This is a genomic window from Ammoniphilus resinae (genome assembly GCF_017873965.1).
GTDB lineage: Bacteria > Bacillota > Bacilli > Aneurinibacillales > RAOX-1 > Ammoniphilus_A > Ammoniphilus_A resinae.
Window position 1 is genome coordinate 566,234 of record NZ_JAGGKT010000001.1, and the last position, 25,722, is coordinate 591,955.

The window sequence follows — 25,722 nt, forward strand, 5'->3', positions numbered from 1 at the left end:
AAAGAAAGGAATCTAAAGATGATTGGATATCTAAATTATACCGTTTTTTTACTCATTGTAACAGGAACCCTCATCCTGTTTTTTGATGTCAAAGGTTACAAATTGGAAAATATGAAAAAGGAGGCGAAGGTTTCCAAGTATATCGGGTGGGTGAATGTAGTCCTTGGAATGGCAGTGTTAATTGGAAACTGGATATACCATAAATGGGTTTGGTAATAGGCTTTTTAAAAGATAAATTAGGGTGACCACATATTGGTCATCCTTATGTTTAATTTACAATAAAAGCATTTTATATATGGTGGCCCCTTCCGGTTATAATAGACAAAACTCGATCGGAAATTGCTTGATATGTCCTTCAAGCCTCTAGCCCTATAACTTGAATCATCCTACGAAAAGCCCTAATATAATCCCATAGGAGAATTATCGGGGTGTTGACCGTGAAAAAGTCTAAAGTCATTGCATTAGTTGATATAAATAGCATGTTTGCTAGTTGTCACCAAAGTATTGACCCTTCTTTGCGGGGGAAACCTGTGATTGTTGGCGGGTCGATGACCGATAAACGAAAAGGCCTGGTAATAGCCGCATCTTATGAAGCAAAGGCGAAAGGGATTAAGACCACGATGAGCGCCTATGAAGCACGGAAGCTTTGTCCTGAAGCAATCTTTGTGCAACGGAATCACACCTTGTATAGCGAATTTTCCGCAAAAATTATGGAGTTTTTTCGCTTAGTTGGTCCAACAGAAGTTGCCTCTATTGATGAGGCTTATGTTGATTTGACGAATCGCATACAAAATGGCGATGACCCAATGGTCATTGCCCGGTATATTCAAAGGACTTTATACCAAAAAATTCATATCCCTTGTTCGATTGGGCTAGGAGAAAACCGGATCATTGCTAAAATGTCTAGCGAGGTTAAGAAACCATTAGGCATTACTTGGTTTACCCGACAACAATTTCAAGCTTTCTTTCATCCCAAACCAACAGTGGTGTTGCATGGATGCGGGGAAGCCACAGCGGAAAAACTACGCGAAAAGCTAGGCATTGAAACTATTGGGGACTTAGCACAGATAGATTTTCATAGCATTAGACTTGTTCTTGGAAAACGCGGGGAATGGTTAAGATTGGCCGCCCAGGGAATTTCCTCAGATACCGTGAATCCTGATCGGGAAAAAGGGGGAAAGACAATTGGGAGGGAGACAACCTTTCCGAATCCAGTGAGTAACCCCGAGCAGATTTTAGCAGTGGCGAAGAAGATGGCAGAAAGACTTGTTAACCATTTGAAAGAAAAGCAGAGAAAGGCGCGTACTGTATCCCTAGTTTATAAGCTCGAACGACTGGGCAGATCCCATTCGAAAAGCAAAACATTGCCTTTACCGACCAATGATCCCAATGAAATCATAGCAGCTGCTAGTGCATTATATTCAGAGCATTTATGGGAAACTCCGCTTCACCTTTTTGGGCTGCGACTTAGTAATTTTGAGGAAGAAATATTTGAACAAATAACGATGGATGAAATTCTTTAAAAAGAGGAAACTTCGTGGTTTCCTCTATTTGATTTAGATCCCCCCGTCAGTCCCGCCCAAAACCTGCGTAATATACCAACTTCCATCGATTTCCTTAACTTTCAAAGAGGCTGATTCAAGGCCAGCGTTCCCTGTGGATGTTTTCAATTGAAATTCCACTTCGAATTCCCAGGTATTGTCGTCCGATTTTTCTTCCTTTGTGATATTCACTTTATCGACCCAAGGGCTGGAAACACCAGTCACCCAGTGAAGCTGTTCATAGTGTGACCTCGTTTTCTCCTTTAGATCAGGAGAGAGGACAGCAAATTGCACGGCCCCATTGCGATTTTGCACAGCTTCTGCCCAAGTCTGAACAGTCTCCTTTGGAGTTTTGGCTGCCAAGCCTTGTTGTAAAAGCATAAGTTGCTGGCTTAGATCGGAATTGGCGGAGTTAATATTGACAGTTCGTTGCTTTTCGTTCCACTGTACATCAGCTCCTAAAGCTTCAGCGGCAACTCGAAGAGGCACCATTACTCTGTCGTTCTTGATTTCAGGTGTGACGTCGGCACTGACGGTTTGTCCATTTACAATCAGTTGAATTGGGGTGGCTCCAAAAGCTAGCCCTGTCAAGGATGCACAAAGAACAGCGACACCACCTGCGACCATCCATTTTCTTCTATTCATGTTCATCTCACCTTTACTTAAACTTAATCAGTCTCTATCTATTAAACGAACAAGAGGAGGGAAATGTTGCTTAATCTCTTCGAATCCGCTGAACCAAACTTAATAATAGAAAAGAAAACACAACAATGGAGAGCACCCAATAAGAGGCAAGGACCATATTGCCTGATTCAGCAGCCATAAAGATGGCAATTGGGATGGTTTCTGTTTTGCCAGGAATATCCCCGGCGAACATGAGAGTTGCTCCAAACTCTCCAATTGCACGGGCGAATCCCAACATAAAACCAGACATCGTAAATCTCCAGGAAAGGGGAAAGATTACATAGCAGAATACCTGCCATTCATTTGCCCCCATCGATCTTGCTGCTTCCTCCAATTCTTTGTCGACCGATTCAAACCCCGTTTTTAACGTCTGGTAAACCAAAGGAAAGGCAACAACGGTTGCCGCAATAACTGCTGCCCACCAGGTAAACACTATGGGTTGATTAAATAGCCATTCGATCCCTTGCCCTATCCAGCTTTGTTTGCCAAAAATGACCAAAAGCCCAAAACCGACAACGGTCGGAGGAAGCACAAGGGGAAGCATAAGAATCGTTTCCACAACAACCTTTCCTTTGAACGAACGGCGCACCATCCACCAAGTAGCAATGAGGGCCAAGACAAAGGCGAAAACACTCGCTACAATTGTCACCTGTAAAGAAATTCGAATCGGGGACCAAAAATCCATTAGCGATCCCCCACTATCTCAAAACCATACTTGGTAAATACGGAAGCAGCTTCAGGTTCGCTCAACCACTGGTAAAGGCTTTGCGCTTCTTTTGGCTGTTCGGAATTCCTCGTGACCCCAATTGGGTAAACGATTGGGGAATGGGTATTCTGATCAGCCGTCACAACCAATTTTACCTTCTCGGACCGAGCCGCATCTGTTTGATAGACGATCCCCGCTTCCACATTTCCGGTTTCTACGTAAGAGAGTACTTGTCGGACATCCTTTGCAAAAACTAGCTTTGGCTGTAACCCATTCCAAAGCCCCAGGTGCGTTAGTGCTTCTTTCGCATAGGTTCCAGCTGGTACGGATTCCGGGTGTCCGATTGCTACCTTCTGGATGGACGGATTCTGCAGGTCTTCAAAGTTTTCAATTTTTAAATCGGTACTTTTTGGAACGACAAGAACTAGCTGATTTTTTAATAAGTTTGAAGTATGTTGTGGATCGATGAGGTCCTTCTGCAGCAATTCATCCATCTGTTTTTTTGCGGCAGAAAAATAGAGATCAGCAGGCGCCCCTTGTTCAATTTGTTTTTGCAGGGTTCCGGATGAACCGTAGCTTATCACGATTTTTTGGTTTGGGTGTGATGATTCATACAGTGGTGCTAGTTCTTTCATTGCATCGGCAAGGCTTGCAGCCGCCAAGACATATAATTCGACGGGAGCTTGTCCTGCTTCGGATTGTTTGCTTGTGGAACTGCATCCGACCATAAGGGCAATTGTGGTGAATAGGAGGAATTTACGAATTATAAGTCTCATTTGAAATGTCCTTTTTCTTTTAATATAAATTATCTTGATTATATCAAATTGGAGGGAAGAGTTGTAAGACGTGGAGATACTTTAATATGAGCGGACAAATGATGAAACTGCTTATCGTATCGAGGAAAATAAAGAGGGCGAATTGGTCCTTTTCATTATGGCTGGAACGAGAGAATTGGGAAACGATAAAAAAATATATGACATAGGGAGTTAACTTGACTAGATTGGCAATTGGAAATATAATGATTTTTAACTAAGAAATGGCGGTCGTGGCGAAGTGGTTAACTCATCGGATTGCGTTCCCATTCGTGGGTTCGATTCCCATCGATCGCCCCATAAAGGGAGTATAGCCAAGTGGTAAGGCACAGGTCTGCAAAACCTTTATTCCCCGGTTCAAATCCGGGTACTCCCTCCAAGGAAAAAAGCGCCAAATCCTAGGATCCAGCGCCCCAACTTAACCTTCTCTATATAAACTTCCGATGCACTTTTTCCCCATCTGTTGAGAACACGACTCGTCGTTCTTCAATCATCGTTTGAAGATGAACGTTCCTACCCCATAGTTGTTGCACGTAAGGCAGGGTTTTCTCAATATAGCGAAGGTCTAATTCGCTGCCCTCATAGTGATGATGCAGATGCAAATCAGGATCGGCATCGATTACGGTCAGATAGGGAAAACCGCCATTGACACGGCTTTCAATAAAAGTATCCCGTACCTTCTCCCATTCCGTGCTGTTGATGACATAATCTGAACCGATTTTTCCGAAAGAAAACATGTTCAGTTCCTTGACCAGATCTTGAGTTAGGTAATTACGGATAAAGCTTGTATCCGACTCAAGTTCACGAACCTCAAATAGATGATCGCGGCCAAACCGTTTTTCGATGTCTTCGAACATTTTCAACCCAACATAATACGGGTTGATTTGTGTTGTCGAAGGCTGGATGACTGATGCGTTGAGTTTGGCGAATTCGATGGTCTCTTCATCGCTAAGATCAAGTTCCCGCATGATATGCAAATGCCAATAAGTGGCCCAACCTTCGTTCATCACTTTGGTTTCAATTTGCGGCCAAAAATAACTCATCTCATCCCGTACGATTGTCAAAATGTCTCGCTGCCAATCTTCCAGATGGCGGCTATTCTCCATAATAAATAACAAGATATCCTTCTCAGGCTCCATGGAGTGTGATGGGCTCTCCTTTTCTTCCCGGTGTCCCTTTAAGATATCCCGAATACTCGTAGGTCCCGAAGGGGAGGGAGAAGACACCGTTTCACCTCCAACAGCAGGTTCTAACTCCCACAGATCCTCATAGGGTTGTTGTGTCCGTACTTTTTTCAAATGATCCACTTGTTGTTTCTTCTTAATACGGTCTGCGTGGGGGTCAATATGCTCTGCGATGGCCATTGCGGCATCGAGGAACGATTCCACCTTGGCCCGGCCATAAGTCTTTTCATATTGTCGGATACGGTCCGCACTGGCTGCCATACTTTCCACCATATTCCGATTGGTATGGGCGAAATGGGCATTATTTTTAAAGAAGTCACAATGCGCTAGTACGTGGGCGACAATTAATTTGTTTTGAATCAATGTATTAGAATCGAGTAAGAAGGCATAACAGGGATTAGAGTTAATCACCAACTCATAAATCTTGCTCATGCCTAGGTCATATTGCATTTTCATTTTATAAAATGCCTTTCCGAAACTCCAATGGTTGTAGCGAGTAGGCATTCCATAGGCACCAAAGGTATAGATGACTTCCGGTGGACAAATTTCATAGCGCATAGGGAAGAAGTCCAAACCAAGGCTTTTTGCTTTCTGCGTAATTTCATCAATAGCTTGTTCCAACTGCTGCATCATGCCTTCAACTCCTCTTCTTTGTTTTCCGTAAAGAAGGTGGTGAGTGCCTGAAGAATATCTTTTCTTTCATAGATGACGGCTGACCTTAATTTAGGATGATCAATGCTTTTGAAAACATCCCCCAGGGTGGACATCCGATGATGTTGATTAATTTCACCATAAGCAAAGAAATTGCTGACTTCCATCACCTTTTGAATAATTTCAATACACTCATCATTATCTGAAGGTAGATTATCACCGTCGGAGAAGTGAATGGGATATATATTGTATTTACTGGGCGAATATTTTTGCTGAATCAACTCAAGTGCTAGCTTATAGGCAGAAGAACAAACTGTTCCTCCCATTTCCCCTTTGGTAAAAAAGTGTTCCTCGGAAACCACTTTGGCATGGGTATGATGGGCAATAAAGACAATTTCCACGTTCGAATAATTCTGCCGGAGAAAGCGTGAAATCCAAAAAAAGGTTGTCCTTGCTATATCCTTCTCGAATCTCCCCATACTGCCGCTCGTGTCCATCATGCAAAGCACAACCGCTTGCGAATGTGGGATCTTTACCTCAGACCAAGTTTTAAAGCGCAAATCATCCTCAAGAATTTTTCCCAGCCCTTTTTTACCTTCTTGGGCATTTCTTTTGATGGCTTGCAATATCGTCCGCTTTTTATCCAAATTGCCCATGATCCCTTTTTTCCGAATATCATTAAATTGGATCGAATCGACGACAACCTCCGCCTGTTCCTTCTTATCTAAATGGGGAAGCTTGAGCCGGGAGAATAAATGGTTTTCTACCTCTTCCAAGGTAACCTCGGTTTCAAAGTAGTCCACCCCAGGTTGATCACCGGCCCCTGCCCCTTTTCCAGGACCTTGCTGCTGTTGATTTGGATCGCCATCCTTAGCAACGACATCCCCTTTTTTCGCCGACCCATTCCCTGTTCCAACGTGGTTCTGCCGTTTATAGTTATAGCGAAAGCGAAATTCGTCTAAAGAGCGAATCGGGATTTTTACAATGTTCTTCCCATTGGAGGCAAAGATTCCTTCCTCGGCCACCATATCGGCCAAGTTATTACGCAAGGCTTCTTTTACCTTTTCGCGATGGCGGGTTTGATCCTCATAGCCTTTTCGGTGCAGGGACCAATCCTCTTGGGAGATCAAAAATAAAGGTTCTGACATCTTTTTGCACCACACTTTCCTGTGAAAATAGCTGTGTTCCAGCGGGTTGTTCAGCTGGAACACAGGAGAGAAAACCTAGCGATTCAACAGACTGCCAGTGTATTTCAGCAATTCATTGGCGCAATTTGGGCAATAGTTATGCCCATCAATCAAACGCGCGGTAACTTCGTTCACTTTTTTCAGCTGCTGCTCATCCGGCGTTTTTGCAGAAGTTGTGATTTTCACTACATCCTTTAGATCAGCAAATAGTTTCTTTTCAATCGCCTCACGCAAACGGTCATGTGAATCATATTCAAAGCGCTTCCCTTTTCTCGCATAGCTCGACAAACGGATAAGAATTTCCTCACGGAATGCCTTCTTTGCATTTTCCGAAATTCCGATTTGTTCTTCAATCGACCGCATCAGTTTTTCGTCAGGATCAACCTGTTCATCCGTAATCGGGTCAGCGAGTGTTTTCCCATGGCAATAGGCTTCAACATTATCCAGATAGTTATTGAGCAATGTTTTCGCAGACTCTTCGAAAGAATACACGAAAGCTTTTTGTACTTCTTTTTTGGCAATCTCATCATATTCCTTCCGCGCAATGCCAATTAGATTGAGGAAGTGTTCCTTTTCATCCAAGGTTATACTTGGGTGGGTATCAAGCCCATCCTTCAACGCTCTAAGGACATTTAACGGATTGATGCAGGACATTTCATTTTTTATTAGTGCGCTAGAAATCCGATTGATCACATAACGGGGATCGATGCCGGACATCCCTTCTTCTGCGAATTCATTCTTTAACTCTCGTAAATCAGAAGTACCGAAATTTTCCATTTCTTCCCCATCATAGAGTCGCATCTTGGTGACCAGATCCAGACCTTGATTTTTTGACTCTTTCAGCCTTGTCAAGACACTAAACATCGCAGCGGCACGTAACGCATGTGGTGCAATATGGACACTAGTCAAGTCGCTTTGTTTGACAAGCTTCTCATAGATTCGAACTTCCTCTGAAACCTTAAGGTTATAGGGGATCGGCATGACGATAATTCTTGAATGTAAAGCTTCATTTTTCTTATTGTTAATAAAAGACTTGTATTCCGTTTCATTGGTATGAGCGACAACCAATTCGTCAGCAGAAATAAGAGCAAAACGGCCGGCTTTGAAATTTCCTTCCTGGGTTAGAGAGAGTAAATTCCATAGGAATTTCTCATCACATTTGAGCATTTCCTGGAATTCCATTAAGCCGCGATTAGCTTTATTTAATTCTCCATCAAAACGGTAAGCACGTGGGTCAGATTCTGAACCGTATTCGGAAATCGTAGAGAAGTCAATGCTTCCAGTTAGTTCAGAGATATCCTGCGATTTCGGGTCTGACGGACTAAAAGTCCCAATCCCTACTCGGTCGTCTTCAGAAAATAGGACACGTCTGACAGGGACATTACGGATCTCACCATTCCATTCTTCCCTAAGCTTAAACCGGCAGATTGGACAAAGATTACCTTCGATTTTAATCCCATATTCTTCTTCGAAATGAGGGCGTAAACGCTCAGGGATTAAATGGAGCGGATCTTCATGCATCGGGCAACCGTCAATCGCGTAAACTGCGCCGGCTTCTGAACGGCTGAAGTTTTCAAGCCCACGTTTAAGTAGTGAAACGATGGTTGATTTTCCTCCGCTTACAGGCCCCATCAGCAAAAGTACACGTTTCCTTACGTCGAGACGTCGTGCAGAGGAATGGAAATAGTCTTCTACTAATCTTTCAATAGATTCATCGAGACCAAACATAGCATCGCTAAAAAACTTATATTTCTTTACACCGTCAATTTCCTCGACCCCAGCTTCCATTATCATGTTGTAAATACGGGAATGTGCTGTTTGCGCAATGCCTGGGCTTTGCTTCACCATCTCCAGATACTGTTCAAAATTTCCCTTCCATTGCAGGTTCGATTCCTCGTGATGGAATTCATCCAAAAGTCTTAAAATCCCCATGTTTTGACTCCTTTCCTACTTCAAAGTATCGTTTCTCCTGTTAGTTCAAGGTGTTTGAATAGTATCATTGTTGACCGAAATTTCCGATTATAATCATGAATTTTCTCAACTTTTCTACATGACCATCTATTTTTTGTATTGGAATAGATAAAAAAGCATTTATGGGCAAAAAAAAGAAACTGGCAGTTGTAAAATCTGCCAGTTTCTTTATGTAGCCGGTGATCCACGCATTACTTTTGTAAAACACTAATGATTGTAAACAACACAGCCATTAGCAGGAAAAAACCAAATGAAACGGTGAAGCCGGTTGCACTATCCACGATATCGTCTTGAGATACATCCTTTTTATAATCCATGACTCTCACCTCCATCTTCACTATCATATTACCATATACCATTAATATGTGGAAAAGGTAAAGAACAAATTAATTTAAAAACCTGTAAATCCCCCAAAGATGCGAATGAGCCAAATGGTTATATCCGTCATCTTATCTGTATATAACAAAATCCCGATTACTATCATTAACGCTCCGCCAACCTTCATGAGAATCGATGAATAACGGAGGATCCAACGGGTTCTGCCGATAAAAAAGGACATTAAAACGAAAGGCACTGCAAATCCAAGGGTATAGGCAAAGATAAATGGGACACCTTGCGAAGGGTTACTCGCACTTAATGTTAATACGCTTGTTAAAATGGGTCCGACACAAGGGGTCCACCCTGCAGCGAAGCTAATTCCAACAAGCACAGAACCAAGATAGCCAGCAGGTTTCTGTGCAAATTCAAAGCGCTTCTCTTGCATAAACAGCGTCGGTTTGAATAGTCCAAGCATGAATAAACCCATCACTACAACTAAAATCCCTCCTAATTGACGGATTAAGTCTTGATGTTCCCGAAATAAGGAACCGATTAGAGTGGCTGTCAATCCAAGGGATATAAATATGATGGAAAACCCTAGAACAAAAAAGAGAGTGTGGGCCATGGCTTTCCTTAATACGAGTGAGCGATCGCCTCGTAGTTCGGCTACAGAAATACCGGTAATATAGGAAAGATATGATGGGTACAAAGGGAGGCAACAGGGCGAAATAAAAGACAAAAATCCTGCTGCAAAAGCCAACCATATCGTAGGATCAGCGGATGTAGTCATCGACTCATTCCTTTCCAATTTGCAGAAACTTTTACTTCCATTAAAAAATTGTACCATAAAAAGGATGAAGATAAAAACGACAAAAAGGTGAACAGGGGTAGACCCCAAACTTAGACTGTATTTCCTGTTCTTTCTTTTCATTCCAAGTTTTTAGGGATGATAAGCCAGGATTGGGATTGTTATACTTTTAGGAAAGCAAATGGTAAAAGTGAAAAGGAGAGGAAGAAGATTGAAACAAAAAATATCTTGGATTATGGTTTGCAGCCTTCTGCTATCCCTGCTCATCCCAGGTGCCGGATATGCTGCCAAGTCAGATGATATTATTAAAACTGCATTGAAATATCGTGGGGCCCCTTATGTGTTTGGCGCACCGATGAAATACGCGCCACGGGCTTTCGACTGTTCTTCATTTACAAAGTATGTGTTTGCAAGAAATGGAATTAAGCTGCCACGGACTGCTAGTGCGCAATCAAAGAGAGGAAAGTACATACCTACATCTCGCTTGAAGAAAGGGGACTTGCTATTTTTCAGAGTTCCCGGAAGAGGGATTGGCCACGTGGGGATTTACGCAGGTGGAAATCGAATGATACATACTTACGGTAAAGGCGGAGTTAAAGTATCAAAGATTAATGGTTATTGGCGGAGCCATTATTTAGGGGCGAAAAGAGTTATTTAAAAAAAGGTGCGGATGCACCTTTTTTTGTTTCACGGGCAACAATATTATTCTACTCAATTCTACAAAATTTTCCAACACGTTCCGGGTACATCGTAATTACACCATCCACACCCAATTCAAGGGAACGTTGGATTTCCCGCCATTGGTTGACATGATAGGGGAAAACCAAAAGGCCACGCTCCCGGCTAGCTCTGACTAAGTCTCGGGTAAGAGAGATGATGGGGGGTTGAATACAGGCAGCACCTAGTTCATAAGCCATTTTCCATGGTTCTTCGAGTATTCCAAAATAAAGGAAAGAAGTTTGTATATTTGGGTTAAGGTGGCGAATACGCGAGATACTCTCCGGATTAAAAGTGGACAGGTAAATTTGTTTTTCCATTCCATACTTACAGACCAAGCGAATGACTTCAGACTCTAAATTCTCATTTTTAATTAATAAATTTTTCAACTCAATATTGAGAAGTATCGGAAGTTCTTTTGCCTTAATTAGGACCTCCTCAAGCGTCGGGATTTTTAAATGAGCGAACCGGGGGTGAAACCAGGAACCGGCACTTAGGGCCTTAATTTCCTTCAAAGTATAATTTTTCACCAACCCACGACCATTTGTTGTTCGATTGACACGAAAATCGTGGATGACAACTGGGTACCCATCCTTGGTTAGTTGAACATCCAGTTCTAAACCAGACGCTCCTAAACGGAGAGCCTCTTTAAAAGCCGGGAAGGTATTTTCCGGGTAGCGGTGTGCGGCACCACGGTGAGCAAAGATCAGAAAGTCACGTTTCATTGAAAATCCCACCAGTTTCCGAAAGACCATTTGGATTGTTCTTCAATCATTTTATGTTTATTCCTTTTATCTATGTCTGTCAGTTTGATTTTCACTCATAGAAAAGGATTTGAATGAAAAAAATGTGGCAAATGTGCTAATGGTGTTTGATATTTATAGGGACAAGTTGGTATACTAGAAATTGATTTGAAGAATAAAAGGAGGGAATTACCAGATGCCAAAAGGAGCAACTGAAACGGCTACCTTAAAGGTTGGGGACAAAGCACCTGACTTTACTGCACCAGCACATGGTGGCCGCACTATTAACCTTAGCGACTACATTGGTAAGAAAAATGTCTTTATCGCATTTTATCCTTTAGATTGGACCCCTGTCTGAGGAGCGCAGATGCCTTCTTACGAGGACGACTTGTCCAAGTTTGAAGAGTATGATACCCAGGTTCTGGGTATTAGCGTAGATTCTATCCCAAGTCATGAAGCTTGGCAGAAATCAATCGGTGGTATTACATATCCACTCGTATCTGATTTTTATCCACATGGAGCCATTGCAGAAAAGTTTGGTGTGCTTCGTAAAGAAGCAGGCGCACCTGCTTATGGCGCTGCTGAACGCGCTTTGTTTATTATTGACAAAGAAGGCGTTGTTCAGTTCATTGACGTTCATCCAATCGGTGAACAACCAGATAACGAAGAATTGTATGAAGTGTTAAGAAAGCTGTAAAGGGGATCAGCTCAGTATGGAGATGTCCAGAAAAGCCATCCCTTATACTCCAAACGATAAATCGCTAAAAGATATGACGATCATGATTGTTTCGACCTCGGGAGTACACCTGAAGGATCAGGAGCCGTTTAGCACGGACACTGCTCAGGGGGATTCGACATTTCGGGTCATTCCTGGTGATGTAAGGGCGCAGGACTTAACTGTTACCCATGCAGCACCAAAAGAGCACTATAACACCGATGCTCCGAAGGAAGACATTAACTGTGTTTTTCCAATAGATCGGCTAAGAGAATTGGCTGATCAAGGAATCATCCAGGGGGTCGCCGAAAAGCATGTGACCATGATGGGCTATGCGATGCGGCTTAAGCAGATTAATGAAGTAACGATTCCTGCTGTAGCGAAAGAAGTTGTTCGTTCTAAGGCGGATGCGGTGCTTCTGACAGCTGGCTGACCACTTTGCCATCGCACTGTAGTTACAGTGCAGCGTGCTATAGAGGCTCAGGGGATTCCGACTGTTTTGGTTACCCTTGATGTGGAACAATCAGGATTAATGCGCCCGCCGCGCGCGATTCATCCAAAAGGCTTTGCGTTCGGCCATTCGCTAGGCAAACCTAACGATAAGGAAACCCAAACCAAAGTTATCACCGCCGCGTTGGAGCAATTGGTCACAAAACAAGAACCAGGACAAATTCATCTGATGGATTTTCCAGGTTATTAAGAAAAGTGGAAAGGCTGTCCTATGGACAGCCTTTTTTATGTCCTTTTCTATGCTAATAATCTAAACCGTGAAATAGTAGTCTGACTACGATGCATGCCGTTCTTTGTTCTTACAGTGTTGACATCCACGTATGCCGAGGTTAAAGTTAAAGGGGAAGCCAGGAGGTAAGGAGGGTGCCTTTTGAGCAACAAAAACATAACTAAAAAAGAATTTATGGCTCAAGATATTAAAAGCTTATATTTAAAAAAAGAATCAATTGTTACCGTACAACCGGATTGGACATTAGAAAGAGCAATGTTAAAACTAATTCGTTCGGGATATTCATCCGTACCTGTGATCAATTCAAGTGATCAAGTAGAGGGATTAATTAGTAAAACATTAATTCTAGATTTTATGAGAGAAAACCAACATATAAAATACAATGATCTTCCAAATTATTCTGTTCATCAAGCAATGAATAAGAATTACATGGGGATTTGGGAGAATACCCCACTTTCTTTCGCTCTGGAGTTAATGATCACTTTACCTTATGTACCAATTATAGATCAAAAGAACATCTTTCTAGGAATTCTAACCCGCCAAGCTGTACTGCAAGTGATCTTAAAATATTTAAGCGAATAAAAAAACTCCTGAGTGTCAGGAGTTTTTTTATTTTGCCGGTATCTTTTTAAACAGAGTAGACGGTACAGAAGGAGAAGCTTTTGTCTCTTTGCCTTTGGTTTTGTTCCCCGCACCGGGTTTGATTAAAAAGAAGGTTAAAACCCAGATTAAGGCAGCAAGTCCTGCTACGGATAAAAACATAAACCGGTGAGAAATTTCCATCAACCAACCAAAGACTGGTGGTCCAACTGCTACTCCCAAAAAACGAAGGCTATTATATAAGGAAGTAATCATTCCTCTTTCCGATTTGGCGACGGCTCCGGTGATCAATGTGTTTAAACAGGGAAGTACTAATCCATTTCCAATACTGCTAATGGTTAGAAGGCCGATCATCAGATAGATTTGTTTGAAAAAGGCAACGGCAACTAAGGACCCTGTCATAAGCAGTAAACCAATGAGCATTAATTTACGCATCAAAGGTTTATTTTGCTTAATGCGTCCACCTGTGATATAGGATGTTGTCACCGTTCCCATAAGTGGGATGGCAAGAATTAAACCTTTAAGCATTCCATCCACTTTGTAGTTTGTTTCTAAAACATCGGATAGGTAAAAAAGTACTCCGAATAAAATAAATAAACCAGTGGCACCAACGACAAAAGCTGTGATTAACCAACTGCCCTGTTTCTTGAAAATTTCTTTGATGGAGTTGATATATTGTTTTAAAGGTTTGGGTTTGGGAGGCTTTGATTCTTTAACAAAAAACCACACGGCAAGTGCAGTGAAAAAGCATAGGACAGGGAAGGCAAAGAACACGGCGTACCAAACCAACAGGGCTATGAGGGAACCGAGGATAGGTGATAGGACCTTTCCTAGACCATTTGTTGCCTCGATAAGGCCGAGGGCTTTTGATTCTTTTCCACCTGAATACAAGTCTCCAATTAATGCCATGGCGATAGGTGCAGTTCCAGCAGCCCCGATGCCCTGGATAATACGAGAGATTAGAATAATCGGATAGGCATCAGACATGAGCCACGCGGCTACCCCTGCAGAAACCCCTCCAAGCCCGTACAAAATAAGTGCAGGTACAATAATGATTTTACGTCCGAAGCGGTCGGATAGATATCCTACCAATGGGATGATCAAACCTGCAGCAAAGGAAAAAGCCGTAATGATTAAGCTCACTTGAAATTGGGTTAAGTTTAGTTTTTCTTCCATGGTTGGCAGAACGGGAACGATCATTGAGTTACCTAGTACCATAACAAGAGGAATAGCAGCAATAACAGGTAGTTCAAGAATTTTGCTTCCTTGCGACAATTGGTTCAACTCCCCGTATATAATGGCATTAAGTAGTATTACCTTATTAAGTTATTTTCCCCCGTAAATAATTGGAAGCAATACAACAACCTTTTGTGTGTTTATTCGTCTAAAAATAAATGAAGATTTTTAGTTAGAATTCATAATGGAGTGATTCAAATGAATAAGTGGATGGCAACGGCGATTGTAACTTGCCTAATTTTAACCGGGTGCCAGCCAAAGGCAGCTGTAGAAACGAAAATGACGGAAAAAGTTGAAGAGGGAATTTCCACAGCCCCAACTGTTGAGGAGAGGGGAGTAACAGAGCAACAGGCCGAAGTTTCAGATCCTTATTTTCAAATTCAAATCGGAATGTCAGAGTCAGAAATTCGGGGGTTGTTTGGAGGATACTTCGTTATGGTTAAAAATATTATGACGGGGACCAAATCGTGGAGATTTGACATTGGAACCAAAGAAAATTATCAGTTTGATGATCAAGGGATCGACCAGGTAGATTTAGAAGGTTTAAAAAATGGATCGATAAAGAAAATTTTGTTTGTCGATTGGACTGAGGAAGCGAAGGTAGGCTCGGCCACCATGTTTGAAGTTACATCGGATCAGAAGGAATATAATGAATATCGGCTAGATGAAAAAGGAGAAGTGGAGAAGTTTACGAAAAGCTTTTAATTCCGTATTTAACTTTCCTATTTCTTTGATCTGTGGTATTTTTAAAAGTGAATAAGTAGCTTTTGTTATAGGTGAGAGTAAAAATGATTACGCCTACATGGTTTCGCATGTAGGCGCTTTTTTTGTTGCATGACAAAGAGCGGAAATTTCCACTTTACTGTATAGTTTATATCCAAGGGTTTTCTTTCATAAAAAAAATTCCACTGCTAAATATTAGCAGTGGAAAAAGATAGGAGTGGAGAGAAACCATAACTTACAATAACTGCTAGTTAAGGTGTTAAGATTATTATAAAGCATAAAGTAAGCGGTTTCAAATACTTTTTTTGAAAATTGAATAGATTTTTTTTATAAGACTCCAGCTTGTAAAGAAAAGGATGAGTTTTTAAAATGGTGGAAGGGGGAATTGCCATGAAATATTTCGTTTATATGCTTCGCTGCAGCGATCAGAGCTTATATACTGGGATTACCAATGACATAGAGAGACGTTTGGATCAGCATAACAAAGGAAAAGCATCAAAATATACACGCGCGCGGACCCCTGTTCAACTCGTTTATCAGGAGGAATGCGTGGATAAGTCATCTGCACTTATTCGTGAACATGAGATTAAAAAATACAGTAAACAGAGGAAAGAAATCATGGCCTCAAAAAAAGAATAGCGAGAGGTTTTCCGCTATTCTTTTTTAATTCCCTGAATCTCAGCAATCTTTTCAAAGGTATTGGAAAGTTGATTATAAATTTCCTCATAGACTGTATAGAACTGCTGATATTTTATATGGTTGTCTGAATGAGGAGCATAGGTATGGGTATGGCTATCTTCCCCACAGTAATAATCAATTCGAGGAATCTCCCCAATGGCAAATAAGGCTAGAATCGCGGCACCCCAGCCAGAACTTTGTGGATTTTCCGGAACGATGACTTCTGTTCCGAACACGTCGGCAAGGATTTGACAGCCTAACTTTGATTGAACAAATCCACCAGATGCTCGAAGCGACCCAAAATCACCAGCAAGCTGTTGAAGGGCTTTTCCTACGCCGAAAATCGCATAAATAACCCCTTCCATGGCGGATCGAGCAAAATGTTCACGTTTGTGGTGTAGTGCCATTCCAACGTAGCAACCGCGGGCATGTGCGTTCCAAATGGGGGCTCGTTCCCCGGATAAGTATGGCAGGCAGAACAAGCCTTCACTCCCAACCCCAACTTTGCCTGCTTCCTCGGTTAGCTTCTCATAACTTAGTTCACGGGCGAATTGTTCCTTAAACCAGCGCAGCAACAACCCCCCGTTATTGGTGGCTCCTCCTACGACCCAATGGTTTTCAGCGAGTGCATAACAGAATGTCCTTTCGGAAGGATCTGTGATCGGTTTTGGGGTGACGGTTCTGATAGCCCCGCTTGTTCCAATCGTAATACCGACTTCTCCACGGTTCATTGCTCCAATTCCAAGATTGGCTAAACATCCGTCACTCGCTCCAATCACAACGGGAATTTCCCTGCGAATATGGACTGCCTCTGCAACCTCGTCGGACAGCCCTTGCAATACATAAGTAGTGGGAACCAATGTGGAAAGTTGTTCTTTCTTAATTCCAGCTGTTTGTAAAGCATCAGAATCATATTCAAGCGATTGTAAATTCAGTAACCCTGTTGCTGATGCAACTGAAAAATCAGTGATAAATTGCCCGAACCATCGGAATAAAAGGTATTCTTTTATAGAAATAAATTTATGTGTCTGTTTGAATAGCTCAGGCTCATTTTCTTTAAACCACATTATTTTACATAGTGGCGACATGGGATGGATTGGGGTTCCGGTTCGCAAATAAATCTGTTTTCCGAGAGTTGATTGTTTTAATACATGTGCCTGTTCATCGCTCCGATTGTCTGCCCATGTTATGACTCGTGTTAATGGTTGATTCAGCTCGTCCATTAAAATTAATGAATGCATTGCAGTACTTAGGCCAATAGCAACTACTTCACTCGATTTCACCCTAGAAAGAGCTACTCGAAGGGAGGTTATTGCAGCCACATAAATGATTTCCGGGTCAAGTTCGGCCCAACCTGGGTTAGGTGTTAAAATGGGGTACTCTACCCCATGTTCGCTTACAGCGTTTCCCCGTTTATCGAATACAATTGCTTTCGTACTCGTAGTTCCAAAATCAAGTCCAATCACGTACATTCCGTTGATTCTCCTGTCTTTTCAGTTAAACTTCTAAGGATATAATAAGATTCTAACCTATTTTTTCTGTAATACAAAATACATTTTGTGACTTCATACAAAACAAAAAGACCCGGTATACCTGTATACCAGATCTTGCCTTTAAAATTTATTAGAAGGGTTGAATGGTGTAAACGGCCCGTTCTGTTTTTATATGCAGCAGATTTCCCTGCTCTTCACTTAACCAGGAATTAGATAACGGGATTTCGTATACGTTTTGCGGCAACGATTCCCCGTTGTTTATAGTCCCTTGTCCATGAAACAAAAGGGCCTGTGGTAAAACATAGCCGTCAGGATCATCTGATTGCTGTCTGCCGACTGTTAATTTGTCTAGTCGTAGATGGACTTGATCTAAATCTCCATCTTCTTCTTTTTTAATTAATACGGTTTGACCAGTCATTGATTCCATCCATTTTTGTATTTCTGAAATAGGGCTCTCCATCAATCATCCTCCTTAACGTTTATGTCCAACGTTGAAATAGACATTTCTTTCGCAAATTATCTATTTTCCCTTTGGGGGACTAACGCAAGCAATGGTCATCCAACGTTACTTTTCCCAAAGAATGAAAGGAATATGAGGGCTCTTCTTTCTAATTTATTGTTTAAAATCAATATGTGTTATTTCATCAAAAGGGATTACTTCAAAATGGTAATCCTTGTTATGGACTAATAAAACTACCTGGGTGGCAGATGTATTATAAAGGTCTCCTGTAATAGATCTATCCTTTAATTGAATCGTAACAGTTGGGTGATTTTTCACATGTGGGTCTAAAAAGCTTTTAAAAGCGATCATCCCGTGCCTCTCCTCTAATTATAATGAATTTATTCTATAACGAATAATTATGAATGTAAATAGATTTTTATTCAAATGAAAAGGGAAAAGCCCTCGTTTAGTTGTTCGCAGGGCTTTCCATCTTTTTGTAGTACTGTCCTTTTTCCACGTAGCTTTTTCGAATCCGCAGCATTTCTGCCTCGTCTTTTTCCCCAATTTCTCGAATGACTTTTGCAGGGGAACCAACTGCCAAAGAACGTGGTGGGATCTTCTTCCCGGGAGGAACTAAAGTGCCGGCGCCAATCATTGCTTCTTCGCCAATTTCCGCGCCATCCAGGATAATGGCTCCCATACCAATCAATGCGCCTTTGCGAACAATGCAGCTATGAAGAACGGCATTATGGCCAATAATGACATCATCCTCAATGAGGAGCGTATTATTTGGACTCTGATGCAGCGTACTATTATCTTGGATACTTACCCGTTCCCCAATTCGAGTAGGAGCAATATCTCCGCGGATTACCGTATTGTACCAAATATTAGACTCCTTTCCGATGACAACATCACCGGTTACAACACTACCTCTTGCCAAAAATACGGTTTCGTCAATTTGCGGATGTTTTCCGTGAAAAGGATGAATGGTCATCGGAGTCACTCCTTAAATTATGTGTCTAGTTAGAATTTAATTGTATCATAAAAGTACAAGAAAAACCTTCTGCACAGCAAAACATTCTGGCCCCCTACGCGTCTAATAAATGACTATTTTTCGGGAATCTTGCCAAAGGTTGTCGTAACCCATGTTTTAAAAGAGAGAGGAGAGAGGAGAATGAAAAGATTTTGCCTTTGGTTAGGAGCGCTAATGACAGCTCTGCTGCTTCTGCCTTTGGCCCAGGTTTACGCCGATCAACCATCCCCATCGCCAATTCAACTAGTTGTTGAAGGAAAGTCGATTCAAACAGATGTTGCACCGACGCTAGTGGAAAACCGCACGTTTGTACCCATTCGTGTTGTCGCCACAAATTTGAACGCAACTGTCCAATGGATTGAAAAGGAAAAGAAAATAGAAATTACTGACTCGGCTAACCATATAACCATGGTAGTCGGGGATAAAATGGCCTTGGTCAATAGTCAGGAAGTGCAGATGGATGTTCCGCCTATAGTCAAGGAAGGAAGAACTTTGGTTCCGCTTCGTTTCGTCGGGGAATCGCTGGGAACAAACGTGGGATGGGAGCCAAATACTAAAACGGTTTTGATTAATAAATTTTATTCGTTAATGATTGATGGCAATACGGTGGATCGAGAGAAATACAAGGTCTTCAAAATTCAGGAGGAACTATACCTCCCTTACTACCCCTTAGAGAGTTATTTTGGCAGCGGGAAACAGGAACCCTCTGGGGAAACGATAACAAATCTTAAGCTTCGCAAATTGGATACGGGTTGGATCATTCCGCTTAGTATTTTTAAGGAGCATTACCGCGTACCTGTTGAAATGGAAGATCAGGGTATTTATATCGGGACAACCGAGGACGAAGAGGAAACTGAGAACGATGGTAATTCTGATGAAAATACTATAGAAGAATCAAGTTCCAACCAGCTTCGTGGTATTGATATTGAAGATGAGGAAATTATCTTAGAAACATCTAATCTGGATGATACCCCTAAGCATTTTTCCATGACCAGTCCAAATCGGTTAGTCATTGATTTGCCAAATATCTCCCTAAGTAATAGACTAGATGAAAAAGTAGATCCAGCTGTTGGGATGGGGAAGTTAGATGTAGCCCTCGATCAGGATTTGATCAACGAGATTCGTTACAGTCAGTTTTCAAGGGACCCAGAAACTGTTCGGGTAGTCATTGAATTCTCACGAAAGGTGAATTATACTATACAGCCAAACAAGAAAGGTTGGGCAGTAAATCTTAATGCGCTTCCCAAGAAAGAAGGATTCCTTATTGTGTTAGACGCTGGACATGGTGGTAGTGATCCCGGAGCTGCAGGTGCCATTGGGAATCATGAGAAAGATTTCACCCTTGCTGTGACTCGCCTATTGAAAGAACAATTAGAACAAATGAAGGGTATTCAAATTGTGGAAACGAGATCTGGAGATACCTATCCGACTTTACAGGACAGGGTACAGCTTGCGGAAGATGTTGCGGCCGATTTGTTTTTATCCATCCATGCAAATTCCTTTAAGCCGGAAACTAGGGGAACTGAAACCTATTATTACACCGAACAAAGCAAGGATTTTGCAAGCATTTTACATAAGTATTTAATTGAGGCCACTAATTTTCCAGATCGTGGAGTGAAGAAACAGAATTTTTATGTCATTAAAAATACAACTATGCCTTCAAGTCTCCTGGAAATCGGCTTCTTAACGAACAAAGAGGAAAATCAAAGAATGTTGGATCCTGGTTTTCAACAGAATCTGGCCGAGAAATTGAGCCAAGCTATTTATGAATACTACACTATCAACAATTAGAGGTGATGATGGTGAAACCATTTTATTTTATAAAGATTTCATTGCTATGCCTCCTCATATTGCTCTTTAGCGGATGCAGTGAGGAGTCGTTGCCTGATAAAACTCCGAACCAGGAAAGCGACCCGGTTGAGACTACACAACCTGTGGAAAACGTAAAACAGCCAGAGCCTAAACCTAATACCCCAGTGGTAAAGGTGGAGAAGGCAGATATCAAAGTTTATTTCTCAGACCTACAGCTTGAGAATTTGGTAGAGGAAGAGAAGAAGATCACCTGGGGGGAAGGCACCACAAAGTATGGACAAGCCTTCTTAGCTTTGTGCGAACCTGAAAAAGAAACAACACCTCTATGGAAAGAACAAAACCTTAAGGATATACAAATATCCCCGGAAGGTAAGTTAAGCGTTAACCTCTCTTTAGAGGAAAGGCCTAATTTTGGCAGTACTGGTGAACGGTTCATGGTGTTATCTCTTCTACAAACGATGTTTCAATTTGAGGAAGTAACTTCAGTTCAATTTTTAATCGATAATCAACCTGTAGAAACCATTTTAGGGCATATGGATGTTAGTGAACCATTTACCAAGGAGATGATGGCAGATCTTTAAGATCTGCCATTTTTTGGATAACACCGAGCAGGGGAAAAGGAGAACTGGAGGTTAGTCGAGAAACATGATATAAAAAGAAGAAGATCTCACACTTCCTTTAAGGAGGGAAAAATGAATCTCAATCATCTCAAAGCCTTTGTGAAAGTTGTTCAAACCAACAGTTTTAAAGAGGCAGCGAAACATCTTTCTGTTTCGCAACCAGCTATTACGCAAAGGATCCAAACCTTGGAAGAATATTTGAAGACGAAGCTCTTTTCAAAAGAGGGAGAGGGGCTAACGAGTCATGGAAAGACATTGTATGAACAATCTGTGGAGATTTTGGCTCTTTGGGAACAAGTGGAGAGAGAGATTTGGGGAACCAAGGTAACTGGCCGTTTGACTCTTGGAGCAAGTACAATCCCTTCTGAATACATTCTGCCAAAGATTTTAAAATCTTATCGCTCCATCTATCCGGAAGTGCGCCCTCAGCTGCGGATTTCCGGAACTAAGGAAGTTCTTCGTTGGCTGCGCGATCGCTCCATCGATTTAGCTTTTACGGGAGAACCCTTTGAAACTGTGGGGATTTTAGCTTTTCCTGTGGCGGCTGATCAAATGAGCTTGATTGCCCCAGCCGATACAGAATGGACCGAATCTGTTTCTCATTTTGAAGAGCTATTGGAAACGGAATGGATTATGCGTGAGCCTGAATCAGATACCCGCCGAACCTTTGAATCTTATCTTTGCAGCAATGGCATCCTGCTTCAACAGCTGCGAATTTCTGGTCAATTGGAAAGTACAGAGGCAGTAATTGCAGCTGTAGAAGCGGGGTTGGGGATTGCAGCGGTATCTTCTCTTGCAGCGGAAAGAGCGTTAAAACTTGGAAGGGTAAAAATTATCAATCTTGTTGACTTCTCCATCCAACGAAAATTTTATTGTTCTTGTTTGGAAGATCAAAAAGACTCATCTGTCATATCAACGTTTCTAACGTTTGTAAAGAATAGGAAGACTGATGGGAGTGGGCTCTAGTCAACCTAATTTCTGTACACTAAAAAATCGGCTTTATTTCCAGATAAGGAAAGCCGATTTTTCTATTCTTACCCCAAATGTTTTTTATACAGCCATAACACACCAGATTTTAATACGCGAGGAACCCTTCCGTGTATAGGTGTATCCCCAATTACAGCAAAGCCTTCTTTTTTCCCAAGTGATCCAAAGACAGCTTTTAGTTTGATCGGCGGAAGTTGAATATCCAGATTCCTCCACTTAGCCAGCAGGATATCTCGAAGACGGTCTGCCATTATTTCTGCCAAATAAGCGCTGGGGGAGAAGTAGGCAGATGCACAGTCCCCAATAATATAAACATTCCGATCTGAAGGAAGAGAATAATCTTCGTTAACAACAAATCTGCCCTGTTGGTCTCGCTCCCCTTCCAGGGAATCGGTGACGGCAGCGGGGCGAATCCCGGCCGTCCAAACGACGGCATCATACTCCAATGTTCCATTTTCATATATAGCATAATTAGAATAAATTTCCTCTAGCTGCACTTCATTGATGAGATTCACATCGTGTTCTATAAACCATCTAGAAACATATTCTTGTGTTTTTCTTGGGAAGGGGCTAAGCACGCTCTTTCCTCTGTTTACAATCGAAATATTAAGGTCTTCACGGGATTGCCGGAGTTCAGCAGCTAATTCTACACCACTTAACCCCCCTCCAATAATCGTGACTCTTTCATAAGGATCCAATGTTGTTAGCCTTTGGGAGGCGATCTGGGATTTTTTTAATGTTTGAATACTAAAGGCGTTTTCTTCTGCCCCTTTTACCCCTTGGTAAGCATCCGTACATCCTAGGGCAATAACTAATTCATCGTATTCTTGTGGATCATTCTCGCGAATCTCAATCCGTTTTTTCACAGTATCAATATTTGTTATCTCTCCATAAAGCTTAGTTAAGCGTGGATCCTCTGGAAAGGTATGTGTGATATCTGTCAGTGATTCTGTACCCGCGGCCAAGGCGTAAAATTCCACTTTGAAACTGTGATAAGGCAAACGATCAATCAGTATAATTTCTTGATTGTCGTCCATCTTTGGCAATAGTCCTTGAATAAGTCGCATCCCGGCATAGCCGCCGCCCAGGATGACTAGTTTTTTCTTTTTCATATGTACACCTCGTAACTATGGTCCGATCTTATTTTATGACAAACCATGCAATTGTACAAACCGGATTAGGGAAAAACTGGTATGAAATCGCTTTAATAACAAAGTTCTTTAATTTAGAAAACTAGTAATAGGACAATAAGTGAAAGGATCAAGAAATCTTGATCCTTTCATCATTTAAGCTGCTTTTTAAGAATTTTACCTGCTGCATTCTTAGGTAACTGTTCAACGAATTCAATTTGCCTAGGAAGCTTATAATTGGCTAAATGTTTTTGCAGATAAATGCTTAGTTCTTTTCGCTCCAACTGCTCACCAGGCTTTAGTACAACGAAGGCTTTTACAATTTCACCTTTAGTTGGATCGGGTGCACCAATGACAGCGGCTTCCAAGATCGAGGGGTGGGCATATAGAACCTCTTCAATCTCTCTTGGGTAAACATTTAAACCTCTCGTGATAATTAGTTCTTTTTTACGGTCTACGATAAAAAGATACCCTTCATGATCAATATACCCCAAATCACCGGTGTGTAACCAGCCATTCACAATCGTACTTGCCGTTTCTTCTTCCGCTTTATAATACCCTTGCATAACGTTGGGGCCCTTCACTAGGATTTCCCCTATCTCGCCAGTGGCAACTTCATTTCCACCAGGATCGACTACTTTCACCTCATTATGGAGCAGAGGCAGGCCGACCGATCCCCCCTTTTTCACACCACTTAAAGGATTGAAGCTGACCACAGGGGAGGCTTCTGTTAATCCATATCCTTCAATAAGAGGGATTTGGTAATCTTCATTAAACAGTTTGAAAATTTCCAAAGGCAATGGTGCACCGCCTGATACCGCGGCACGCAAGGAATGAACAGGTTGGGGTGAAGCTTTCATCGCTTGACTTAAGACGATATACATTGCAGGTATCCCAGCAAATACTGTTATTTTATATTTTTGTATGGATTCCAATACTTCTTTAGGATGGAAGGAATCGTGTATAACAATAGTGTTTCCGACGTATAAAGGGAGTAGAACACAAACCGTAAATCCAAAGGTGTGGAACATCGGAAGCACACAGAGAAAGACGTCGCTTCCAGTTCCTTCTAACGCAAATTCACAGCTTTTTGCATTTTCCAGTAAATTTCTGTGGGACAACATTGCGCCCTTTGGTTTTCCCGTTGTTCCAGAGGTGTACAACAGCGTTGACGTTGAAGATGGGTCAAGTTGGGGCAAGTTGGTTTGTGCAGACTGCATAATCTTCTGTTTTACAGTGTCATCGAGAATAATAATTTCCTCTATTCCTAATCCTTCTTTTAAAGAGTCTGGATTCAGTTGAAGTTTTTCAACGATCTTAGGGTGGATGATTATTGCTTTTGTTTCTGCATTCATGAGGATATATTGCAGTTCATCCAAAGTTAACATTAAATTTAAAGGAACGACCATTGCCCCGATTTTGGTAATCGCCAAATAACTGTAAATAAATTCTGGGGTATTGTAACAGCTAAGGGCAACCGAATCACCCTTGCCAATCCCTAGGGATGTAAGGTAATGGGCATATTGGTTAATATTTTCATCAAGCTTCTTATATGTAATCTTTTGGTCGTGATAAATTAAGGCGAAATCGCTCGGACTTGAATTTTTTAGATAGAAATTACCCAAATGAATGGCGTCCATATTAAATGTAGTCCTCCTATTTTTACTTTAGGAATGCACTTGTTCAAGTATTTAAATAAATGTATCTTAACAGACCAATGAGATGCAAGGAAAAAATGCCCATTAGTTGTTGCCCTATTTCAAACGTTTGATAAAATAGAGGAAAATAAACTGTTATGAGGAGTTAAATCATGAGCGACCTTCTGGAATTAATAGAGGAATTCGAGGAATTAATTCAATCGAAGGACACTAACTACACCAAAATGTCGAATTTCCTAAAAAACGTCGGCCGCAAATTACCTAAGAATGTCATCCCACCTATGATTGAATTTGTGACTATTCTAAGAGAAGAAAATCCTCATCTTTATTATGAACTTCGGGATCATATTCCAAGCGGAACGCATTTATACGACTTAATTCGCATAGAAATTCCATATGATGTAGCAAAAAGCCGTCTGCAAACTAGAAAGGATCGAAAGAAAAGATAACGAAAGAGTCGTAAATTTCCATCCTTTTCCCAGTAACAAGGAGTGGGATGAAACCCCTTGCCGTATGAAACAATATGGACAAGCA

Annotated in this window: 29 protein-coding genes and 1 tRNA gene; 14 read left to right on the plus strand and 16 right to left on the minus strand. The window is 41.6% G+C overall.

The features are described from left to right. The first annotated feature begins 18 nt into the window (after window positions 1–18). Window positions 19–216 (plus strand): CLC_0170 family protein, encoded by a 198-nt coding sequence (locus J2Z37_RS02725; protein WP_209808626.1) that lies wholly within the window; start codon window positions 19–21, stop codon window positions 214–216. A 221-nt stretch (window positions 217–437) separates the two neighbouring features. Continuing rightward, window positions 438–1,523 (plus strand): Y-family DNA polymerase, encoded by a 1,086-nt coding sequence (locus J2Z37_RS02730; RefSeq protein ID WP_209808628.1) that lies wholly within the window; start codon window positions 438–440, stop codon window positions 1,521–1,523. A gap of 33 nt (window positions 1,524–1,556) precedes the next feature. Here J2Z37_RS02730 and J2Z37_RS02735 read toward each other — a convergent pair whose 3' ends face one another. From J2Z37_RS02735 to modA, 3 genes are all read right to left on the minus strand, one after another. Then, the gene (locus tag J2Z37_RS02735) at window positions 1,557–2,186 is read right to left on the minus strand and encodes a copper amine oxidase N-terminal domain-containing protein (RefSeq protein WP_209808630.1); all 630 of its coding nucleotides are present in this window, start codon (window positions 2,184–2,186) and stop codon (window positions 1,557–1,559) included. A gap of 70 nt (window positions 2,187–2,256) precedes the next feature. Next, the gene (gene modB, locus J2Z37_RS02740; protein ID WP_209808632.1) at window positions 2,257–2,910 is read right to left on the minus strand and encodes a molybdate ABC transporter permease subunit; all 654 of its coding nucleotides are present in this window, start codon (window positions 2,908–2,910) and stop codon (window positions 2,257–2,259) included. Next, window positions 2,910–3,707 carry a molybdate ABC transporter substrate-binding protein gene (modA, locus tag J2Z37_RS02745; protein WP_209808633.1) on the minus strand — a complete coding sequence of 266 codons (798 nt, stop codon included), beginning with the start codon at window positions 3,705–3,707 and terminating at the stop codon, window positions 2,910–2,912. The genes modB and modA overlap by 1 nt, the downstream gene beginning before the upstream one ends. A gap of 340 nt (window positions 3,708–4,047) precedes the next feature. Here modA and J2Z37_RS02750 point away from each other — a divergent pair. Beyond that, window positions 4,048–4,122, plus strand: a tRNA-Cys gene (locus J2Z37_RS02750). A 49-nt stretch (window positions 4,123–4,171) separates the two neighbouring features. Here the strand turns inward: J2Z37_RS02750 and J2Z37_RS02755 are convergent. From J2Z37_RS02755 to J2Z37_RS02775, 5 genes are all read right to left on the minus strand, one after another. Then, complete coding sequence (locus J2Z37_RS02755; RefSeq protein ID WP_209808635.1) at window positions 4,172–5,560, minus strand: SpoVR family protein; 1,389 nt, start codon at window positions 5,558–5,560, stop codon at window positions 4,172–4,174. Next, on the minus strand, window positions 5,557–6,726 hold the full coding sequence (yhbH, locus tag J2Z37_RS02760; protein WP_209808637.1) for a sporulation protein YhbH: 1,170 nt from the start codon (window positions 6,724–6,726) through the stop codon (window positions 5,557–5,559). Before yhbH ends, J2Z37_RS02755 begins: the two co-directional genes overlap by 4 nt. A 75-nt stretch (window positions 6,727–6,801) precedes the next feature. Next, on the minus strand, window positions 6,802–8,697 hold the full coding sequence (locus J2Z37_RS02765) for a PrkA family serine protein kinase (protein WP_209808639.1): 1,896 nt from the start codon (window positions 8,695–8,697) through the stop codon (window positions 6,802–6,804). A gap of 230 nt (window positions 8,698–8,927) precedes the next feature. Continuing rightward, window positions 8,928–9,053, minus strand: a complete 126-nt coding sequence (locus J2Z37_RS02770) for a YqzM family protein (protein WP_245203495.1) — start codon at window positions 9,051–9,053, stop codon at window positions 8,928–8,930. Between the two features lie 74 nt (window positions 9,054–9,127). After that, entirely contained in the window at window positions 9,128–9,844 is a 717-nt protein-coding gene (locus tag J2Z37_RS02775) for a cytochrome c biogenesis CcdA family protein (RefSeq protein ID WP_209808912.1), read from the minus strand. Window positions 9,845–10,073: 229 nt separating this feature from the next. On the opposite strand from J2Z37_RS02775, the gene J2Z37_RS02780 reads away from it, so the two are divergent. Beyond that, the gene (locus tag J2Z37_RS02780) at window positions 10,074–10,520 is read left to right on the plus strand and encodes a C40 family peptidase (RefSeq protein WP_209808641.1); all 447 of its coding nucleotides are present in this window, start codon (window positions 10,074–10,076) and stop codon (window positions 10,518–10,520) included. Window positions 10,521–10,569: 49 nt separating this feature from the next. Here J2Z37_RS02780 and J2Z37_RS02785 read toward each other — a convergent pair whose 3' ends face one another. Further along, window positions 10,570–11,304, minus strand: coding sequence for a glycerophosphodiester phosphodiesterase (locus tag J2Z37_RS02785; RefSeq protein WP_209808644.1), 735 nt, complete (start codon window positions 11,302–11,304; stop codon window positions 10,570–10,572). A 214-nt stretch (window positions 11,305–11,518) separates the two neighbouring features. On the opposite strand from J2Z37_RS02785, the gene J2Z37_RS02795 reads away from it, so the two are divergent. The 4 genes from J2Z37_RS02795 to J2Z37_RS02810 all read left to right on the plus strand — a co-directional run bounded on the left by J2Z37_RS02795 (window position 11,519) and on the right by J2Z37_RS02810 (window position 13,358). Then, window positions 11,519–12,019, plus strand: a complete 501-nt coding sequence (locus J2Z37_RS02795; RefSeq protein WP_245203496.1) for a peroxiredoxin — start codon at window positions 11,519–11,521, stop codon at window positions 12,017–12,019. Between the two features lie 16 nt (window positions 12,020–12,035). Next, window positions 12,036–12,470 (plus strand): glycine/sarcosine/betaine reductase selenoprotein B family protein, encoded by a 435-nt coding sequence (locus J2Z37_RS02800; protein ID WP_209808650.1) that lies wholly within the window; start codon window positions 12,036–12,038, stop codon window positions 12,468–12,470. Window positions 12,471–12,497: 27 nt separating this feature from the next. Further along, window positions 12,498–12,737 carry a hypothetical protein gene (locus J2Z37_RS02805; protein ID WP_209808652.1) on the plus strand — a complete coding sequence of 80 codons (240 nt, stop codon included), beginning with the start codon at window positions 12,498–12,500 and terminating at the stop codon, window positions 12,735–12,737. Window positions 12,738–12,917: 180 nt separating this feature from the next. Next, window positions 12,918–13,358 carry a CBS domain-containing protein gene (locus tag J2Z37_RS02810; protein WP_209808654.1) on the plus strand — a complete coding sequence of 147 codons (441 nt, stop codon included), beginning with the start codon at window positions 12,918–12,920 and terminating at the stop codon, window positions 13,356–13,358. 27 nt (window positions 13,359–13,385) lie between these two features. On the opposite strand, the gene J2Z37_RS02815 is transcribed toward J2Z37_RS02810, so the two are convergent. Then, the gene (locus J2Z37_RS02815) at window positions 13,386–14,594 is read right to left on the minus strand and encodes an MFS transporter (RefSeq protein WP_209808913.1); all 1,209 of its coding nucleotides are present in this window, start codon (window positions 14,592–14,594) and stop codon (window positions 13,386–13,388) included. A 216-nt stretch (window positions 14,595–14,810) separates the two neighbouring features. Between J2Z37_RS02815 and J2Z37_RS02820 the strand changes: the two genes are divergently transcribed. Then, a complete protein-coding gene (locus J2Z37_RS02820; protein WP_209808656.1) occupies window positions 14,811–15,317 on the plus strand; it encodes a hypothetical protein in 507 nt (168 codons plus the stop codon). 408 nt (window positions 15,318–15,725) lie between these two features. Beyond that, entirely contained in the window at window positions 15,726–15,974 is a 249-nt protein-coding gene (locus J2Z37_RS02825; RefSeq protein WP_209808658.1) for a GIY-YIG nuclease family protein, read from the plus strand. 14 nt (window positions 15,975–15,988) lie between these two features. On the opposite strand, the gene J2Z37_RS02830 is transcribed toward J2Z37_RS02825, so the two are convergent. The 4 genes from J2Z37_RS02830 to J2Z37_RS02845 form a co-directional block, all read right to left on the minus strand. Further along, window positions 15,989–17,485, minus strand: coding sequence for a gluconokinase (locus J2Z37_RS02830; RefSeq protein WP_209808660.1), 1,497 nt, complete (start codon window positions 17,483–17,485; stop codon window positions 15,989–15,991). Window positions 17,486–17,636: 151 nt separating this feature from the next. Next, window positions 17,637–17,966 (minus strand): protein YmzB, encoded by a 330-nt coding sequence (gene ymzB / locus J2Z37_RS02835; protein ID WP_209808661.1) that lies wholly within the window; start codon window positions 17,964–17,966, stop codon window positions 17,637–17,639. A gap of 153 nt (window positions 17,967–18,119) precedes the next feature. Beyond that, window positions 18,120–18,317 carry a hypothetical protein gene (locus J2Z37_RS02840; RefSeq protein WP_209808663.1) on the minus strand — a complete coding sequence of 66 codons (198 nt, stop codon included), beginning with the start codon at window positions 18,315–18,317 and terminating at the stop codon, window positions 18,120–18,122. Between the two features lie 97 nt (window positions 18,318–18,414). Next, window positions 18,415–18,942 carry a gamma carbonic anhydrase gene (locus J2Z37_RS02845; protein WP_209808665.1) on the minus strand — a complete coding sequence of 176 codons (528 nt, stop codon included), beginning with the start codon at window positions 18,940–18,942 and terminating at the stop codon, window positions 18,415–18,417. A gap of 180 nt (window positions 18,943–19,122) precedes the next feature. Here J2Z37_RS02845 and J2Z37_RS02850 point away from each other — a divergent pair, with 180 nt between their 5' ends. From J2Z37_RS02850 to J2Z37_RS02860, 3 genes are all read left to right on the plus strand, one after another. Further along, the gene (locus J2Z37_RS02850) at window positions 19,123–20,772 is read left to right on the plus strand and encodes an N-acetylmuramoyl-L-alanine amidase family protein (protein WP_209808667.1); all 1,650 of its coding nucleotides are present in this window, start codon (window positions 19,123–19,125) and stop codon (window positions 20,770–20,772) included. Between the two features lie 89 nt (window positions 20,773–20,861). Continuing rightward, window positions 20,862–21,374: a GerMN domain-containing protein gene (locus J2Z37_RS02855; RefSeq protein ID WP_209808668.1), complete on the plus strand. Its 513-nt coding sequence runs from the start codon at window positions 20,862–20,864 to the stop codon at window positions 21,372–21,374. 111 nt (window positions 21,375–21,485) lie between these two features. Then, on the plus strand, window positions 21,486–22,379 hold the full coding sequence (locus J2Z37_RS02860; protein ID WP_209808669.1) for a selenium metabolism-associated LysR family transcriptional regulator: 894 nt from the start codon (window positions 21,486–21,488) through the stop codon (window positions 22,377–22,379). A gap of 68 nt (window positions 22,380–22,447) precedes the next feature. Here the strand turns inward: J2Z37_RS02860 and J2Z37_RS02865 are convergent, their stop codons facing one another. Together J2Z37_RS02865 and J2Z37_RS02870 are read right to left on the minus strand one after the other, a co-directional pair. Beyond that, on the minus strand, window positions 22,448–23,512 hold the full coding sequence (locus tag J2Z37_RS02865; RefSeq protein ID WP_209808670.1) for an NAD(P)/FAD-dependent oxidoreductase: 1,065 nt from the start codon (window positions 23,510–23,512) through the stop codon (window positions 22,448–22,450). Window positions 23,513–23,682: 170 nt separating this feature from the next. After that, window positions 23,683–25,170: a long-chain-fatty-acid--CoA ligase gene (locus J2Z37_RS02870; RefSeq protein ID WP_209808671.1), complete on the minus strand. Its 1,488-nt coding sequence runs from the start codon at window positions 25,168–25,170 to the stop codon at window positions 23,683–23,685. 170 nt (window positions 25,171–25,340) lie between these two features. Here J2Z37_RS02870 and J2Z37_RS02875 point away from each other — a divergent pair, with 170 nt between their 5' ends. Next, entirely contained in the window at window positions 25,341–25,637 is a 297-nt protein-coding gene (locus tag J2Z37_RS02875) for a hypothetical protein (RefSeq protein WP_209808672.1), read from the plus strand. Window positions 25,638–25,722: the final 85 nt, after the last annotated feature.